This window comes from Tidjanibacter massiliensis, assembly GCF_900104605.1.
GTDB classification, from domain to species: Bacteria; Bacteroidota; Bacteroidia; order Bacteroidales; family Rikenellaceae; genus Tidjanibacter; species Tidjanibacter inops.
On record NZ_LT629960.1, the window covers coordinates 1,052,887 to 1,071,206 of the forward strand.

General features: G+C 57.4%; 15 protein-coding genes. 8 read left to right on the top strand and 7 right to left on the bottom strand.

Annotated elements, in window-relative coordinates; genetic code table 11:
• Positions 1-22: 22 nt before the first annotated feature.
• Positions 23-691, top strand: coding sequence for a hypothetical protein (locus BQ5361_RS05580; RefSeq protein ID WP_143047519.1), 669 nt, complete (start codon positions 23-25; stop codon positions 689-691).
• Between the two features lie 72 nt (positions 692-763).
• On the opposite strand, the gene BQ5361_RS05585 is transcribed toward BQ5361_RS05580, so the two are convergent.
• The 3 genes from BQ5361_RS05585 to rocD form a co-directional block, all read right to left on the bottom strand.
• Positions 764-1,966 carry a pyridoxal phosphate-dependent aminotransferase gene (locus BQ5361_RS05585; protein WP_022064349.1) on the bottom strand — a complete coding sequence of 401 codons (1,203 nt, stop codon included), beginning with the start codon at positions 1,964-1,966 and terminating at the stop codon, positions 764-766.
• Between the two features lie 144 nt (positions 1,967-2,110).
• The gene (locus BQ5361_RS05590) at positions 2,111-2,755 is read right to left on the bottom strand and encodes a hypothetical protein (RefSeq protein ID WP_143047520.1); all 645 of its coding nucleotides are present in this window, start codon (positions 2,753-2,755) and stop codon (positions 2,111-2,113) included.
• Between the two features lie 26 nt (positions 2,756-2,781).
• Entirely contained in the window at positions 2,782-3,993 is a 1,212-nt protein-coding gene (gene rocD, locus BQ5361_RS05595) for an ornithine--oxo-acid transaminase (RefSeq protein WP_035472539.1), read from the bottom strand.
• Between the two features lie 280 nt (positions 3,994-4,273).
• On the opposite strand from rocD, the gene BQ5361_RS05600 reads away from it, so the two are divergent.
• The 5 genes from BQ5361_RS05600 to BQ5361_RS05620 all read left to right on the top strand — a co-directional run bounded on the left by BQ5361_RS05600 (position 4,274) and on the right by BQ5361_RS05620 (position 9,793).
• The gene (locus BQ5361_RS05600) at positions 4,274-5,242 is read left to right on the top strand and encodes a cation diffusion facilitator family transporter (protein ID WP_081976812.1); all 969 of its coding nucleotides are present in this window, start codon (positions 4,274-4,276) and stop codon (positions 5,240-5,242) included.
• A 204-nt stretch (positions 5,243-5,446) separates the two neighbouring features.
• A complete protein-coding gene (gene rpsA / locus BQ5361_RS05605) occupies positions 5,447-7,369 on the top strand; it encodes a 30S ribosomal protein S1 (RefSeq protein WP_022064353.1) in 1,923 nt (640 codons plus the stop codon).
• Positions 7,370-7,453: 84 nt separating this feature from the next.
• Complete coding sequence (locus BQ5361_RS05610) at positions 7,454-8,383, top strand: ribonuclease Z (RefSeq protein ID WP_035472541.1); 930 nt, start codon at positions 7,454-7,456, stop codon at positions 8,381-8,383.
• 156 nt (positions 8,384-8,539) lie between these two features.
• Positions 8,540-9,196: a hypothetical protein gene (locus BQ5361_RS05615; RefSeq protein ID WP_035472543.1), complete on the top strand. Its 657-nt coding sequence runs from the start codon at positions 8,540-8,542 to the stop codon at positions 9,194-9,196.
• A gap of 117 nt (positions 9,197-9,313) precedes the next feature.
• On the top strand, positions 9,314-9,793 hold the full coding sequence (locus BQ5361_RS05620) for a low molecular weight protein-tyrosine-phosphatase (protein ID WP_035472676.1): 480 nt from the start codon (positions 9,314-9,316) through the stop codon (positions 9,791-9,793).
• 849 nt (positions 9,794-10,642) lie between these two features.
• On the opposite strand, the gene buk is transcribed toward BQ5361_RS05620, so the two are convergent.
• The 4 genes from buk to crcB form a co-directional block, all read right to left on the bottom strand.
• A complete protein-coding gene (gene buk, locus BQ5361_RS05625) occupies positions 10,643-11,710 on the bottom strand; it encodes a butyrate kinase (RefSeq protein ID WP_022064357.1) in 1,068 nt (355 codons plus the stop codon).
• A gap of 10 nt (positions 11,711-11,720) precedes the next feature.
• Positions 11,721-12,626: a phosphate acyltransferase gene (locus tag BQ5361_RS05630; protein ID WP_022064358.1), complete on the bottom strand. Its 906-nt coding sequence runs from the start codon at positions 12,624-12,626 to the stop codon at positions 11,721-11,723.
• 118 nt (positions 12,627-12,744) lie between these two features.
• Positions 12,745-13,959: an acetate/propionate family kinase gene (locus tag BQ5361_RS05635; RefSeq protein WP_035472546.1), complete on the bottom strand. Its 1,215-nt coding sequence runs from the start codon at positions 13,957-13,959 to the stop codon at positions 12,745-12,747.
• Between the two features lie 65 nt (positions 13,960-14,024).
• On the bottom strand, positions 14,025-14,399 hold the full coding sequence (crcB, locus tag BQ5361_RS05640) for a fluoride efflux transporter CrcB (protein ID WP_257526327.1): 375 nt from the start codon (positions 14,397-14,399) through the stop codon (positions 14,025-14,027).
• A 233-nt stretch (positions 14,400-14,632) separates the two neighbouring features.
• Between crcB and BQ5361_RS05645 the strand changes: the two genes are divergently transcribed.
• Together BQ5361_RS05645 and BQ5361_RS05650 are read left to right on the top strand one after the other, a co-directional pair.
• Positions 14,633-16,660, top strand: coding sequence for a DUF349 domain-containing protein (locus BQ5361_RS05645; RefSeq protein WP_035472548.1), 2,028 nt, complete (start codon positions 14,633-14,635; stop codon positions 16,658-16,660).
• A gap of 2 nt (positions 16,661-16,662) precedes the next feature.
• Entirely contained in the window at positions 16,663-18,291 is a 1,629-nt protein-coding gene (locus tag BQ5361_RS05650; protein ID WP_035472550.1) for a CTP synthase, read from the top strand.
• Positions 18,292-18,320 lie beyond the last annotated feature (29 nt).

Sequence of the window (18,320 nt, forward strand, 5' to 3'; positions counted from 1 at the left end):
TTAACTTAAATAAATTTAAATTATGAAAAAAATCCTTTTGACATTGGCACTCGTTGCCGCTGCGCAATTTACGTTCGCACAGGAGAAGACGGACGATGCCAAACAGCCTGCAAGCGAACTGATGACGCAGTTGCGTCTGGCATCGGACCTGGCCAGATACGGTTACGAAACCTACTCGGCATCGGCTCTGATTGAGGCGGCACGCATTCTGAACGGCGTACCTACGTACGAACTGACGCCAGAGTCATTCATCAAGGGCGAGGGGACGGCCGACGGCAAGGCCCAGAAAACCGAGTTCTCGGTAGAGCAACTGCTGAAAGATGCCCGAGCGTATGCCGACGGCAATGCCACGCTGCTTGCATTAGCCGACCAAGTGAAGATTGATAACGGCACAAGCCGCGGCCGCGTGGGCGGAGCAGCGGTACATGAGGACTGCGTATACGCCAACTGTACCGATAACTATACAATCCGCTTTATTGCCGGGGAAGAGGCCGAAGTGGCCGTTGTGGGCGACGGTGATACCGACCTGGATCTCTACATCTACGATTCAAACGGCAATCTCATCGAGAAAGACGATGACTATACCGACACCTGCTATTGCAGTTGGACACCGAAATGGACGGGAGCATTCACAATCAAGATTAAGAATCGTGGCGGTGTTTGCAATTATTATACATTGTACACCAATTGAGCCTATAATTCATTGAGAAAAAAGGGCTTCCCGCAAGGAAAGCCCTTTTTCTTTCATTCGGTCCGCAGCAACCTACCGCTCCGTTCTCCCCGGATAGGCTTCGAGCGCCTTTTCAAGGATGACGAGCGAACGTGCCAAATCCTCCTTTTTCAGCACATAGGCCATGCGTACCTGGTCGCGCCCGTCTTCCGGATTGGTATAGAATCCCGAACCGGGAGCGAACATCACCGTCTCGCCCTCATAAGAGAACTCCCTAAGTAGCCATTCGCAGAAACGGTCGCAGTCGTCTATGGGCAGACGCGCCATGGTATAGAATGCACCGTTGGGCATGGGCGAATAGACGCCCGGTATCTTGTTGAGACCGTTCACAAGCAGGTTACGCCGCTCGATATACTCTTCGTAAATACCCTCCATATACGACTTCGGCGCGTCGAGCGACGCCTCGGCCACGATTTGCCCCAACAGAGGCGGACTGAGACGAGCCTGGGCGAACTTCATCATCGCATTGCGGAGCTGCATGTTTCTCGTGATGACGGCACCTATCCGGATACCGCACTCCGAGTAGCGTTTCGATACGGAGTCGATAAGTACCACGTTCTCCTCGATACCTTCGAGGTGAAGAGCCGACACATACGGTTCGTCGGTATAGTGAAACTCGCGGTACACCTCGTCGGAAAAGAGGAACAGGTCGTATTTCTTCACGATGTCGCGGATACGCATCATCTCCTCTTTCGTGTAGACATACCCCGTCGGATTGTTCGGATTGCAGATGAGGATGGCCTTCGTACGCTCGTCGATGAGCGCCTCGAAATCCTCTACGCTCGGAAGCGCATAACCGTTGCGTATATCGGTCTTGATGGGCCGCACCTTCACCCCCGCCTGCATGGCGAACGAAATATAATTGGCGTATGTCGGCTCGGTCATGATAATTTCATCACCGGGATTGATACACGACGGGAAGGCGAGCTGCAACGCTTCCGAACCGCCCGTCGTTACGATGATGTTTTCCGGGCTGAGGTCGATGCCGAACCGGGCATAGTAACCGACGAGTTTGTTACGGTAAGAGGGGAGCCCGTCGCTGGGACTGTACTCCAACACTTTGCGGTCGATGTGTTTCAGGGCGTCAAGTCCGACCTGCGGCGTCTCTATGTCCGGCTGTCCTATATTGAGGGAATATATCTTGATTCCCCTGTCCCTGGCCTGTACGGCATACGGAACGAGTTTCCGTATCGGCGATGCGGGCATGCGCTCCGCGCGTTGTGATAATTTCGGCATTGTCGTCTTTAAGGTTTATTCATTTTTTCGCTGCCTCCCGGCTGCGGGGACCGGTTACGCCCCCGTCGTGAAGCCTACAAAAATAGCGATTTTCACGAACTATCCAAACATGACGGCCTCGTATCCTCCCAAAAAACGCCCGTTTCACTCCACGAACACCGAATCGGGCAGCAAAGGAAGCCCGATGGCCGCATGCAGCGAATCGGATGCGGCACGGCGGCTGCGTGGCACCCCCTGCAGCGCACGCACCGCCCGGTAAGGTGAATTGAAAAGGGAATACCCTTCGTAAGTGACGAAATAGCGGTCGAGCGCCCAACCGAAGACCTCCGGGTTGAGCCTTCCTGCACGCACCTCGCCGCACAGCAGACGGAACGTCTCCGGCTCCAGCAAGCGCTGCGGATTATGCAGCATGACGACATAGCCGAGCATGCATACACATTCGCGGGAAAAGTTATCCTCCCCTACCAGTTCGGCGGTCGGAAATCCGTATTCCGAAACAAAAGCAAGAAACTGCCCGAACGTGAGGGAATCCGCACGCCGAATCGCCGCAACCTCTTCGCCCCTCAGCCCCAACATCCTCACCCCCTGGTCAAGTCCGTAAAGCTGGCTCAGGACGAAAGCCAGGCTGTCGGCACGATACGCCTCCGCCTCCTGCATCCGCCCCCCTCCACCGCAGGAACATACCGATACCGCAGCAACGAAAACAAGCGCCGCCTGACAGGCAGTCCGTAAAAAGCACCGGAGGCCGGTCAATACGCCCCCGGCACTTTCGTCTCTTTCCGCAACCATCTCCATCACAGATTTCAAAACGTCTCTCAATCGAATGAGCGGATGCTCCTTTCGATAATACCGCAGGCGTCGAGCAGCTCTTCTTCGCTAATTATCAAAGGCGGCGCGAAACGGATGATATGGTCATGAGTCGGTTTGGCCAGCAGACCGTTGTCACGCATCCGCAGGCAGACATCCCACGCCTCACGACCGTTCTTCGGCCTTATCACCACGGCGTTGAGCAGCCCCTTTCCGCGCACCTCCGCTATCATGTCGGAACCGATGGAGCGCATTCTGTCGCGGAATATCCGCCCCATCGCTTCAGCATTCTCCGTAAGCCGCTCCTCGCGCACCACCTCCAGTGCGGCCATCGAAGCCCGACAGGCAACCGGATTGCCTCCGAAAGTGGAACCGTGTTCGCCGGGTTTGATGGTCAGCATGATTTCGTCGTCGGCCAGCACGGCGGAAATAGGCACGACACCGCCTCCCAGCGCCTTGCCGAGAATAAGTATATCGGGACGCACCCCTTCGTGGTCGCAGGCCAGCATCCGTCCCGTACGGCCGATTCCGGTCTGCACTTCGTCGGCCATGAAGAGTACATTATGCGCATGGCAAAGGTCGCAGGCCCTGCGGAGGTATCCCTCGTCGGGCACATACACCCCCGCCTCGCCCTGTATCGGCTCCACCAGGAAACCGGCTACGTCAGGGTCTTCCAGGGCCCGTTCGAGTGCCGGAATGTCGTTGTAGGGAATCTTTACGAAACCGGGCGTATAGGGCCCGTAATCCCGATAGGCCTCCGGGTCGGCAGACATGGAGACGATGGTGATGGTACGGCCGTGGAAATTGCCGTCGCACACGATTATCTTCGCCATGCCGTCCTTTATCCCCTTCTTCAGATAGGCCCACTTGCGGCACAGTTTGAGGGCCGTCTCGTCGGCCTCCGCACCGGTATTCATGGGCAGTACCTTGTCGTAACCGAAAAACCGCGTCACATACTCTTCCCACTGACCGAGCACGTCGTTGTGGAACGCCCGCGAAGTCAGGGCGAGTTTGCCCGCCTGTTCGCACACCGCACCCACGATTTTGTGATGGCAGTGCCCCTGATTCACTGCGGAATAGGCGGAGAGGAAGTCGAAATACTTCTTCCCGTCGGTATCCCATACGAAAATGCCCTTGCCGCGTTGCAGCACCACGGGCAGCGGATGGTAGTTGTGGGCGCCGTAACGGCTCTCCCGTTCGATATACTCCTGCTGTGTCATAAGATTGAAGCGTTTAAGTTTTTAGGATTTTATTTGGGTTCCGCCGGCGGCGCGGGAAGTCCCCGCTCCGCTGACATTCAAAGATACGGAATCCGGCGGCCGAATCCAACAGCCGATGCGTTTATTTCCCTCCTGCAGAGAGTCCGGCCCTTTGGCGTATTTTCGGCACGACAATTGCTGTTTTTCATATTTAATGCGCTCCGCAGCGTGTCGGTTCGGTACGGCTGCCGGTTATCCGGCCGAAATGCCGCCGTACCTGTTTTGGAGACGGGACAAAAACATGAAACGACGAACAATCCTCCCGGAGGTACCGGGAATCCCGAACGGTTCCGCACCCCTGTCGGAAACGTACAGGCCGAACGAAATATACCGAGTCACGCTGACCGGAATATTCGTGAACATCCTGCTGTCGGCAGGCAAACTCATCGCAGGAATCCTGGGACGCAGCGGCGCCATGCTTGCCGATGCCATCCATTCCATTTCGGACTTCGCCACCGACATCATCGTCCTGCTCTCCGTCAATACCACCCCCACGGCGACGAAAGAGGAGAAACCGCGCTACGAATACGGCAAACACGAAACGGTCGTGACGGTCCTCATCGGTCTGGCGCTGCTCGGCGTGGCCATCGTCATCTTCGTCGACAGCGCACACCGCATCAGCTCGATACTCTCCGGCACCGCATTCCAGCGGCCGGGCCTGATAGCCGTCGTTGCCGCTGCCGTCTCCATCGCGGCGAAGGAGTGGCTCTACCGGTACACCCTCCGAACGGGACGACGGGTAAAGAGCCGGGCCGTTATCGCCAACGCCTGGCATCACCGCAGCGACGCATTCTCCTCTATAGCCACCTTGCTCGGCATAGGCGCCGCCCGAGCCTTCGGAGGCAAATGGGTCATCATGGACCCGGTGGCGGCCATTGTGGTAGGCGCCCTCATCGTTAAAATCAGCATCGAACTCGTCATCCCCAATCTCGGCGACCTGCTCGAAAAACGGCTTCCTGTTTCCGAAGAACACCGTATCCTGGAGATGATATCGTCCATATCCGGCATTCAAGACCCCCACCGACTGCGTGCACGGAATCTGGGGACCCGCATAGCCGTCGAAATGAGCATCCGGCTCAGCCCCGACATGACGGTAGACGCCTCGCACCTGGTAACTGCCGAAATCGAAGAGCTGCTCCGCCGGGAATACGGCCCCGAAACGCAGGTCACCGTCAACGTGGAGCCGTTCCGCCCCATACGCTGGAAATGACTCCGGCCGAATACCGCTCCCGCCCCACGACCATCCGGTTCCCGCCCACAGGAACGTACCGCTTCCGCGAGCCGGAAAACTGTGAAAAATTCCCTGCTTCCTATTGAAATACTTGTATTTAGTCGTATCTTTGTGCGTTCCTTCCCGCCAGGGAAGCTTACAAATAAAGTCTAACTGTTTAATTGCAAGACATTTTAAACAAACATGGAAGAAAACAAAGTAATCGAGGGCGCAGCCGTTGAGAACGCTGCCCTGGAGGCGGAAGCCAAACCTGCGAAACCCGCGAAAGAGGCAAAACCCGCCAAGGAAGCCAAGCCGGCAGAAGAGGCGCCGAAGCGAGTGGCCAACGAAGACTTCAACTGGGATGCGTTCGAGAACGACCTCGACCTGTACGGCGGCAACAAGGAAGCCGTAGAACAGAAATACGACGAATCACTCTCCAACGTACAGGTGGGCGAAGTGGTGGAAGGTACCGTCGTAGGCATCACCAAGCGTGAAGTCATCGTGAACATCGGCTACAAATCGGAGGGTATCATCCCGATAGCCGAATTCCGCTACAACCCCGAACTCGCGGTAGGCGAAAAGGTGGAGGTTTACGTGGAAAGCGCCGAGGACAAGAAGGGACAGTTGGTGCTCTCGCACAAGAATGCCCGCCAGCTCAAGTCCTGGGACAGGGTGAACCAGGCCCTCGAAAACGACGAGATAATCAAGGGTTATATCAAGTGCCGCACCAAGGGCGGTATGATTGTGGACGTATTCGGCATCGAAGCGTTCCTGCCCGGCTCACAGATAGACGTGAAGCCCATCCGCGACTACGACATGTACGTGGACAAAACCATGGAGTTCAAGGTGGTGAAAATCAACCAGGAGTTCCGTAACGTGGTCGTATCGCACAAGGCGCTCATCGAAGAGGAGCTCGAAGCGCAGAAGAAGGAAATCATGTCCAAGCTCGAAAAAGGTCAGATACTCGAAGGTACGGTCAAGAACATTACCTCCTACGGCGTATTCATCGACTTGGGCGGCGTAGACGGACTTATCCATATCACCGACCTCAGCTGGGGCCGCGTGAACCATCCGGAGGAGGTCGTACAGCTCGACCAGAAACTCAACGTGGTCATCCTCGACTTCGACGACACGAAGAAACGTATCGCCCTCGGCCTCAAGCAGCTCTCGCCCCATCCGTGGGAAGCGCTCGACCCGAACCTCAAGGTGGGCGACGTGGTGAAGGGCAAGGTCGTGATGATGTACGACTACGGCGCATTCATCGAAATCGCACCCGGCGTAGAGGGTCTCATCCACGTATCGGAGATGTCGTGGAACCAGCACCTGCGTTCGGCACAGGACTTCATGAAGATAGGCGACGAGGTGGAAGCGGTTATCCTCACCCTCGACCGTGAGGAGCGGAAGATGTCGCTCGGCATCAAGCAGCTCACCTCCGACCCGTGGGAAGGTATCGAAGAGCGCTACCCGGTAGGCTCGCGCCACACCGCCAAGGTGCGCAACTTCACCAATTTCGGCATCTTCGTAGAGATAGCGGACGGCATCGACGGCCTCATCCACATCTCCGACCTGAGCTGGACCAAGAAAATCAAGCATCCGGCCGAAATCACCCAGATAGGAGCCGATATCGATGTCGTAGTGCTCGGCATCGACAAGGAGAACCGCCGTCTGAGTCTGGGTCACAAACAACTCGAAGAGAATCCGTGGAACGAATTCGAAAGCAAGTTCCCGATTGATTCCGTACACGAAGGTACCATCACCGAAATGACCGACCGCGGCGCAGTGGTCTCGCTCGGCGACAACATCGAAGGCTTTGCGCCCTCGCGCCAGCTTGCCAAGGAAGACGGCACGACCGCCAAGGTAGGCGAAACGCTTCCCTTCAAGGTAACGGAATTCTCCAAGATGACACGCCACATCACCCTCTCGCACACGCGCACTTTCGAGGATGCACGCCGCGCGGAGGAGAAGGCCGCCAAGGATGAGAAACGTGCTTCAGCCGACGCTACCAAAGCCAATGTCAAGAAGATAAACGCTTCGGTAGAGAAGACGACGCTCGGTGACATCACCGGACTGGCCGAACTCAAGGCACGCCTCGAAGAAGCGGAGAGCGACAAGAAAGCTGAATAAACGACGACTCGAACGTATCGGGGGCCGCACCGGGTTCGGGGCGAACATTCCCGTGACAGGCCGGCTGCCGCAAACAATGGTACCATGACTTTCAAAGTGACCGTACTCGGCAACGGTTCGGCAAGGCCGACGATACAAAGACACCACTCTGCTCATGCACTCAACGTGCATGAGCAGTTTTATTTGGTAGATTGCGGGGAGGGCACGCAGTCCAGACTCATCGAATGCGGCATCCATCCCCTCAGGCTAAACGCGGTTTTCCTGTCACACCTTCACGGCGACCACGTCTACGGACTTTTCCCGCTCATATCGTCCATGGGACTCATGGGACGGCGGACACCGCTCACGGTCTTCGCGCCGGCTCCGCTGGGTGAGGTTCTGGAGTACCATTACCGCTACTTCGACACGAACCTGCCCTTCGAGATAATCTATCGCGAGGTGGATACCCGAAAACACCTGCCGATATTCGAAAACAGTGTCATGGAGGTATGGAGCATCCCGTTGCGACACCGTGTTCCGGCAGCAGGATATCTTTTCCGGGAAAAGAGGCCGGAGCTCAACGTACACAAGGAGGCCATCGAACGCTACGGTCTCGGTATCGCACAGATAACCGCCGCCAAGCGCGGCGAAGACATTTCCGGACCGAACGGCTACACGATACCCAACGGCGAACTGACCTATCTCCCCTATGCACCGCGCAGTTACGCATATTGCAGCGATACGATGGTTTCGGGCAAAGTGGCGGACATCGCCCATGGTGTAAACCTGCTCTACCACGAGGCCACCTTTGCCGACGCGGAACGGGCGCTCGCCCGGGAGACAGGGCACTCCACTGCCCTGCAGGCCGCAAAAACCGCCGCGAAAGCCCAGGCCGGCCGGTTGCTGATAGGGCATTTCTCCTCGCGCTACAAAGACGCGGCACCCCTCGTCGAAGAGGCACGCACCCTCTTTCCCGCTACGGAAGAGGCCAAAGAGATGCACACATACGAAATACCGGCGGTAAAACACCAGTGACTCCGCACGCGTCAGCCGCACGCCTCCGCATCGAACCGGAACGGCCAGGTCCGACCGGAGACACCAATCGGCGCCATACACCCGTCCGGGTCGGACAGTCGGACGTTGCCGGCATCGTCCGTTATCCGGTCACGGTCAAATCATGTCAAAACGAAAATGAAAGGCATCTACAAACGAACCGAATACCCCACCGCTGCCCGTTCCGCCCGGGAAGAGCTCGGTCCGCCGCCGCAAGAGCGGATTGATAAGGAGACGCTGCAAGGCATCCTGTCCGCGGGCGGTCTGACCAAACAGACGAACCGTATGCTGGGCCGGCTCATCGCAGAGGAGAAGCTATGGGACGAAGCCATGGAGCTCGCCCGCTCGGACGAGGCACAGGTGGCTTTCCGCTCGGCATGGGCACTCGAATGGGCCTACACGATGGATGCACACCCCATAGAGGCACGCTTCCGTCGTTTTTTCGAGGATTTTCTGCGTTCCGACAATACGAGCGTACAACGCATCTACTCCAAAATGCTCTGCGACATGGTCCGCCGCGGTGCCGTCGCTACCGACGCCCTGCAGGCCGAAGAACTCGCAGGCAAATGTTTCGACCTGCTGACGGACGAAAAGACACCGGTAGCCGTCAAGATTTGGCAGATAGAACTGCTGGACGACCTACGCACCCGTATCGGATGGATAGAGGAGAACCTCACGGAGATGGTACGCAGCCTGTCCGAAAATCCGGAATGCCGGCCGGCCATGGCCGCCTATGCACGACGGTACCTCAGACGTGTGACTGCAGGGAGAGCCGGAGGCAAAAGAAACGGATAGGAGATACGCCGCCGGACCGCTGCAGTCAGGCACCGGATTTGTACCGTATCATCACGCAGCCCTTCGGCCGCTGCCGCAAAAATGCTATCTTTGCACCCCAGAAGAATGACCCGAGGTATGAAAAAGAGGATACTTTTCGTCTGCATGGGCAACATTTGCCGCTCCCCGGCTGCAGAAGGAATCCTACGAAGCAAGGCCGAAAAAGCCGGTCTTGCCGAACATTACGCAATAGATTCAGCGGGAACTTACTCCGGCCACAGCGGCGACCTGCCCGACCCGCGCATGCGCGAAGCGGCCCAACGGAGGGGTTATCGCCTCACGCACCGGGCCCGTCCCGTTCTCGACGAAGACTTCTCCCGTTTCGACATGCTCATTGCCATGGACGAACGCAACTACGACGCCCTCGACCGCCTGGCCTTTACCCTCGAAGACAAAGCCAAAATTTACCGTATGACGGATTTCAGCAGCCGGCACGACTACGACCATGTTCCGGACCCCTACTATGAAGGCAGGGAAGGTTTCGAACTGGTGCTCGACCTGCTGGAGGATGCCTGCACCGGCCTGCTCAAATACACTGCCAAAGAGACGAAATCCTGACGGAAACAAGACGGCACAAGAGGGAACAAATACCCGTTGCGGCCGAACCGAAAAGACGTTCCCCGCAAGTCCGTGCCCCTGAGTAACACGCCAACGAAACAGGCGAACGAGAGATAAAAGCCCAAGGCTTCCCAGGTTCACGCCCCTGACGGAGACGCAACAAAGAGACGCAACAAAAACAGATAACGTTCTGCCGAACCGAAAAAGACCGACTCCTCACACGGCTCCCCTTTCCACAGGGAAGAGGCCCGCACCATCTGCAATCTCCATATTTCACCACAGTTATCGCGGCCGTTACTTCGAACCGCACCAGTACAAAACGACATGTACACCCGCAGGGAGGTGTACATATCCGACCCCGCTCCGTATCGCCAGACATTGACATGCACTGCAAAAGATGTTTTTGCCAACGACCAAGCACCAGCCCCCGACAATAACGCAACTGTCCGCAATCAGGACACACCGTCTCTTTTCGTCCTTCTCCCGTCCTGTTCCGAACAGGACGAATACCGGGCGGCGCTTCCGTCCCGCATCCGAACCATATCGGGCCCGGCCCTTTGCCGTCTCCTGCACTGCCATGACCGGGCATCCGCTCATTCGCCCCTTTCGGTACACGGTACAGCCGGGAAAGTTCCGTTAGGGATTATAAACGCATACGGCCCGCCTCCGCACAGGACGGACTATCCCATGAACATTCACGAAGCAGTTACCTCCAAGAGACAGAGGCAGATAATAAAGAGAAAGACAGGCAGACGAAACGCTGCCGGACGGGCTGCCACGGGGAGTTTACAAAAAAGAAGTCTCCGCAAGAATGCATCCCGCGGAGACTTATGGAGAATTGCCGTATCGTTATTCGTACACTCTCGGGGTCAGTTTCCCTTCGAGCACACGCAACGCATTGCCTGCCAAGGCTTCAAGCTCGTTCTCGCCCGGCATGACCACCACTTCGGCAATGAACGACACCATGTCGCCGATATACTTGCAGACATACTTGTCATGGGCGATACCGCCCGTCAGGATAATGGCATCCACCTGCCCTTTCAGCACGGTTGCCATCGCACCGACAGCCTTGCCGACATTGTAGCACATGGCATCCTGCACAAGTGCGGCACGCTGGTCGCCCTCTTCGGCACGTTTGGATATCTCCATTGCACTGTTCGTACCGAAATGCGCCACGAAACCGCCGCGGCTGTTGATGAACTTGGCTATCTGCCTGATGTCATATTTGCCGCTCGCAGCCCACTTGGCAACAGCCAGCGCAGGAAGTCCGCCGGCACGCTCCGGAGAGAAAGGCCCTTCGCCGTCGAGCGCATTGTTCACGTCGATGACCTCGCCCTTGCGGTGAGCCCCGACCGAAATGCCGCCGCCCAGATGCACGACGATAAGGTTCAGGTCTTCGTACCTCACACCCCTCTTTTCGGCATAGGCACGTGCCATCGCCTTCTGGTTCAAGGCATGGAAGATGGATACCCGCTCGATATCGGGATGGCCGGTAATCCGCGCCACGTCCTGCAGCTCGTCCACCACGACCGGGTCGGCCATATAGGCTTTCGCTCCGGCTTCCCTGGCGATATCATAGGCAAGAAGCGCACCGAGGTTGGAAGCATGCTGCCCCACCGGACGATGACGGATATCGTCTATCATCGTCTCGTTCACTTCGTAAACGCCCGACTTGACGGGCTTGATGAGCCCGCCCCGCCCGATGACCGCATCGATGTCGGAGAGCGTCACGCCGGCCTCCTTCATGGCATCGAGAATGATTTGTTTACGGAAGTCGAACTGGTCGAGCACACCCGCGAAAGGAGCAAGCTCTTCGGTCGAGTGACGGAGCGTGAGTTCACGCACGGCCTTGTCGTCCTGATATATCGCAACCTTGGTCGAGGTAGAACCCGGATTTATCGCTAATATGGTGTACATTGCTCCCTCGTTATTTTGCAGACAGACACGCGAGTGCTATCGAATACATCTTGGTCTTCTTGGAATCGCCGCGCGACGTCAGTACGCACGGTACCTTCGCCCCCATCACCATGGCAGCGAGCTCGGCACCGCCGAACTTCGTGCAGGATTTGAAGAAGACGTTACCCGCGTCGATGTTCGGGAAGACGAGGCAGTCGGCATCGCCCACTACCGGGTTGTCGAGCTTCTTCGTGGCTGCCGCCTCCTTGTTGATGGCTACGTCGAGCGCCAGCGGGCCGTCGATATAGACTTTCGTACCGAGCTGGCCGCGCTCGCCCATCTTGGCCAGAAGCGTCGCCTCTACGGAAGACTGCACGCCGGGCAGGAGCTGCTCGCTCGGAGCGATGCAGGCCACCTTGGGGACGTCGATTTCCAGCTTCTTGGCGGTCTGTATGATATATTTGGCAATGGCCGTCTTCTGTGCGAAATCCGGATAGGGAATGACCGCCACGTCGCCGATGGTCAGGAGCTTGTGGTAAGCCGGTATCTCCATCACGGTCACGTGGCTGAGCACGCCCTTCGGGGGCACGAGGCCGAACTCCTTGTTCAGAATACCCCTCATGTACTTGTCAGTGGATACGAGGCCCTTCATCAGAACGTCGCCCTTGCCCTCGCTCACCATCTGCACGGCGATGCGGACGCAGTTCACATCCACATTCTCGGCTACGATGGTGAAACGGGACATGTCGATGCCCTCGGCCTTGCATACCTTTTCGATTTCTTCCGGATTGCCGACCAGCGTGGCATCCACAATACCTGCCTCAACGGCATCATTGACAGCTTCGAGCGTGTGCGAATCCTGTCCGTAAGCTACGATGAGCCTACGTTTTCCCCTCGCCTTAGCCTTGGCTACGAGGTCATCTAAATGCTGAATCATGACTATTAAATCTGCGGTTTATACAAAGAGTTGCCAAAAATACCGATTGTCCCGCAAATAACAAAGTTTTCTGCGAATTTATTCCGTGGGACAACCGATTCGTACCGAATTGAAACAGTTACCGGAGTTTTTCTACGATATCGAAAGTATCGGTGGCGATGACCAGCTCCTCGTTCGTGGCGATAAGGGCCGCCTTGACACGCGACGCGGGTTTCGTCAGTATCGTATCCTTGCCGCGCAGGCCGCGGTTCACGTCGGCGTCGAATTCGAGACCGAGGAATTCCATACCGCTGCACACATATTCGCGCAGCGCAGGGTCGTTTTCGCCCACTCCGCCGGTAAACACCACGAGGTCGAGCCCGCCCATGGCGGCTGCATAGGCTCCCACGTACTTCTTCACGCGGTAATAGTAGACATCCAGCGCCAGCTTCGCCCGTTCGTTCCCCTCTGCGGCGGCATTTTCGATGTCGCGCATGTCGGAGGAGAGACCCGTGATGCCGAGTACGCCCGCCTGCTTGTTTATCATGCCCCACACCTCGTTGCCGGTCATGTGCTCCTTATCGGCGATGTAGGTCAGCGCACCCGGGTCCACCTCGCCGCAGCGCGTTCCCATCAGCAGGCCGTCCACCGGCGTGAATCCCATCGAAGTATCGATGCTCCGCCCGCCGTCCACGGCGGCCACCGAGGCACCGTTGCCGATATGGCAGGTCACCACCTTCGCCTTCGCGAAATCGAGACCGGCGAGTTCGCACCCTTTCTGCGCCACGAACTTGTGGCTCGTACCGTGAAAACCGTAACGCCTTACGCGGTACTGCTCGTAATATTTATAGGGAAGCCCGTAGATGTAGCTGCGGGGCGGCATGGACTGGTGGAACGACGTATCGAAACATACCACCTGCGGTATGGCCGGACAGAGCTCCTTCACGGCGTAGATACCTTTCAGGTTGGCCGGGTTGTGCAGCGGGGCCAGCTCCACGAGCTGTTCTATCCGATTTATCACCTCGTCGTCCACGAGCACGCTCCGGTCGAAGAAATCACCGCCGTGCGCCACACGGTGTCCGACCGCCCGGATATCGTCCAGGGAGGCTATCACGCCCGATTCGGAATCGGTGATGGCCTTGAAGATAAGGTCTATCCCTTTCGTATGGTTGGGAATGTCCGTCGTGAGCTCCAGACGCGGTTTGCCCGTCGGCTTATGGGTGATGATGCCGCCTTCGATACCGATGCGTTCTACGAGCCCCTTGGCAAGAAGCGAGTTCTCGCGCGGGGAGACCATGTCGATAACCTGATACTTTATCGACGAGCTGCCGCAGTTCAATACAAGAATTACCATTTCTCCGTTAAAATGTGTAGGTTAGAATATATTAATTACATGTCATTCACAACCGCCCCTCTCCCTCACCGGGAGAGTTTGCCGCCCAGCCACAGGCCGAGACCCGCAAAAAGCAGGCATACGATTACACTGCCGGCCGCATAAGCCGCAGCCATCCCGACCTGCCCGCTACGCATCAGCCTCACCGTTTCGAGCGAGAAGGCGGAAAAAGTGGTGAATCCGCCGCAAAAACCCGCCATGGCGAACACCTGCCATCCTCCCGGCGGCTGCCAGGCAGCCAGCACTCCGATGGCGAGGGAACCCGCCGCATTGACGGCGAAAGTCCCGACAGGCAATCCGCCCCGGAGCGGCAGCGACACGACGGCAGCCGAAACGGCATATCTCAACGCACTGCCCGCAAAGCCGCCCGCACCCGCGAGCAATATCTCCTTTACCATCATCTATCCGGGTGAAACCGCCCTAATTACGCAGGTGCAAATGTAATGAAAAAAACGTGTCGCAGGCCGGGCCTGCGGGAATATTTGCACCGACGCGGCCTGTCGGCGGCAAACGACGGAAAAATGAAGACCTTCGGCCGATTCGCCGCTCCGTCTTGGAATTTTTTGCAAAAAAGAAGTACTTTTGTAGGTTGCCTGAATAGTGCCGGGCAAAGTAACGAATAAAATCCTTGAAGATGGCTACCGAGAAAACCAACATCCCTGTTCCCGAGGAACATGTCGGCGAGGCCGAAGATGTGAAGAACGTAACCGAAAGCGGGGGACGCACCGCTGTCGCAGAGGCGCCCGCCGTTCCCGCGACGGCGGGGGAGGAATCCGCGTCCGTCAAACACGAAGGGCCCGACGGGGCCGACGAAAACGAAACCGTCAATTTCGCCGACGAAGATGCGGCGCTCGATGCGGCCCAGCCCGAACTCGACATGGGCGAGGCGACCGACGAAGAACGCGCGCAGGAGGAGCACGCCGACGCGGAAACGGCCCGGAATCTGGAAGATATCTCGCGGCTGGACAAGCACCGGCTGGTGGAGCTGTTCGCCTCGCTGCTGCAATCCAAACCCGTACAGCAGATAAGGCGCGAAGCCGAAGCCATCAAGGTGGCCTTCTATAAACTCCACCGCGCCGAGAACGAACAGAAGAGGCGCGAATTCACCGAAGGAGGCGGTGCACCGGAAGATTTCGTACCGCAGCCCGATGCCGACGAAGCACGCCTCAAGGAGCTGTTCGCCGAATACCGCAGGCGCAGGGCGGAGTATCTGGCCAACATCGAAAAGGAGAAGGAGGAGAACCTCCGCACGAAACTCCAGATAATCGAGGAGCTGAAGGAGCTCGTAAACGGCAACGAAACGATGAACAGCACCTTCAACGCCTTCCGCGAACTTCAGCAGCGCTGGAGGGAGACGGGCATCGTCCCCCAGGCGAACATCAAGGAGCTGTGGGAGACCTACAACCTGCACGTAGAGAACTTTTACAATTATATCAAGATAAACAAGGAGCTGCGCGACCTCGACCTCAAACGCAACTACGAGGCCAAGGTACAGCTCTGCGAAGCGGCCGAGGCACTCATGCTCGAACCCTCGATAGTGACGGCCTTCCGCAAGCTGCAGGACCTGCATGACCAGTGGCGCGAAACGGGCCCCGTAGCCAACGAATACAAGGAGGCGCTTTGGGAACGTTTCAAGGAGGCGAGCACGCGTATCAACAAACAGCACCAGGAGTATTTCGAAAAACTCAAGGAGGAGCAGCGACACAACCTCGAACTGAAGACGGAACTTTGCGTCAAGGTAGAGGAACTCTCCTCGGAGATACTCACCACCCGCAAGGAGTGGAACAAAGCGTCCGAACGGCTCATCGAGATACAGAAGGTGTGGAAAACAATAGGCTTCGCACCGCAGAAGGACAACGCCCGCATCTACGAACGCTTCCGCAACGCCTGCGACAAATTCTTCGAGCAGAAACGCGAATTCTACGAACAGCTCAAGACCGAGATGGACACCAACCTGCAGCTCAAGACCGAAATATGCGAACAGGCCGAATCGCTGCAGGAGAGCGAACAGTGGAAGAAGACGACCGACGAACTGATAGCGCTCCAGAAAAGATGGAAAGAGATTGGTCCCGTACCGCGCCGCTATTCGGATGCTGTCTGGAAGCGGTTCCGCGCAGCGTGCGACCGTTTCTTCGAACGCAAGTCAGCCCACTTCTCCGGCGTGGACGCCCAGCACGAGGAGAACCTGCAGGCGAAACTGGCGCTGCTGACGGAGATGGAAGCGGCTGACATCAGCGAAGGCGGATTCGAAATGATAAAGGAGTTCCAAAGACGCTGGAACGAAATCGGGTTCGTACCCCTGCGGCAGAAAGACGAGGTACAGCAGCGTTACCGGGCCGTGGTGGACGGCATGTTCGCCACCCTGCGGGGCGGCGAACGCGAACGCAGCATGGACCGTTTCCGGGTGAAGGTCTCCGACATGAAGGGCAGCGGCGACAAACGGCTGCGCTTCGAACGCGACAGGCTCTACAACAAGGTGAAACAGCTCGAGAGCGACATCGCCACACTGGAGAACAACATCGGGTTCTTCTCGCGTTCCAAAAACGCCGAAGCCATGATACGCGAAGTGGAGGCCAAGATAACCAAAGCGAAACAGGAGATGGCCGATACCATCGAAAAGATAAAGTTAATCGATTCACAACAGGAGCAAGGGGATAAATAGTCATGGCTGAAAAAAGTGCACCGACCAAGTACATATTCGTCACGGGAGGCGTGGCATCGTCTCTCGGGAAAGGTATAATTTCATCGTCCATAGCACGCCTGCTGCAGGCACGCGGTTATTCGGTAACCATCCAGAAACTCGACCCGTACATCAACGTGGACCCGGGAACGCTCAATCCCTACGAACACGGCGAGTGCTACGTCACCGAGGACGGAGCCGAAACCGACCTCGATTTGGGACACTACGAGCGTTTCACCTCGATAACCACCTCGAAGGCCAACAACGTCACCACAGGCAAGATTTACCAGACGGTCATCAACAAGGAACGCCGCGGCGATTTCCTCGGCAAGACGGTACAGGTCGTACCGCACATCACCGACGAAATCAAACGCCGCATCAAACTGCTGGGCAGCAAGAAGGAGTACGACGTGGTCATCACCGAGGTGGGCGGTACGGTAGGCGACATCGAGTCGCTTCCCTATATCGAGGCGGTACGCCAGCTGCGATACGAACTCGGCCTGCGGAACTCGGCCGTGGTGCACCTGACGCTCGTACCCTACATGTCCGCTTCGGGTGAACTCAAGACCAAACCGACGCAGCACTCGGTGAAGATGATGCTGGAGAACGGGCTCCAGCCCGACATCCTCGTCCTGCGCACCGAAAAGGAGCTCAGCCAGGACATCCGCCGCAAGGTGGCGCTCTTCTGCAACGTGGAACCCCGGGCGGTGGTCGAGTCCATCGACGTCCCGACCATCTACGAGGTACCCCTGCGAATGCATGCACAGCACCTGGACGAAACGATACTCGAAAAGCTCGACCTGCCGCTCGACAGAGAACCCGACCTGAAGGAATGGGAAGAGTTCGTGAACAAGGTCAAACATTACGACCGGACGGTGAAGATAGCCCTCGTAGGCAAATACACCGAACTGCCGGACGCCTACAAATCCATCGTCGAATCCTTCGTACACGCCGGAGCCGCCAACCATGTGCATGTCAATCTCACATATGTCAATTCCGAAATGATAACTCCGGAAAATGTCGGCGAGGCACTGGAGGGGATGAGCGGTATCCTCGTGGCTCCCGGATTCGGGCACAGGGGCATCGAAGGCAAGATTACGGCCGTGCGGTACGCCCGCGAGAACGGCATCCCGTTCCTGGGTATCTGCCTGGGCATGCAGTGCGCCGTCATCGAATTCGCCCGCAACGTGCTGGGCTACGAAGACGCGGACTCCACCGAGATGCGCAAGACAACCCATCCGGTCATCGACCTGATGGAGGAGCAGAAAGGCGTCATGGAGAAGGGCGGAACCATGCGGCTCGGAGCCTATCCGTGCCGTATTTCGCAGCCCTCGAAACTCTACGACGCATACGCCTCGGGGCTCGTTCACGAACGGCACAGGCACCGTTACGAATTCAACAACGATTACATCGACGCCTTCGAGAAGGCCGGCATGAAGCCGGTCGGCATCAACCCCGACTCGAACCTCGTCGAAGCGGTCGAACTCGAAGGACATCCGTGGTTCATCGGCGTACAGTACCATCCGGAATACAAAAGCACGGTCAGCAGGCCGCACCCGCTCTTCCGGGCGTTCGTCGCAGCTGCGGTAGCCTACGAAGCCCGGCAGGCATAAGGCCTGCCGGGGCATTCACGCACGGCCTG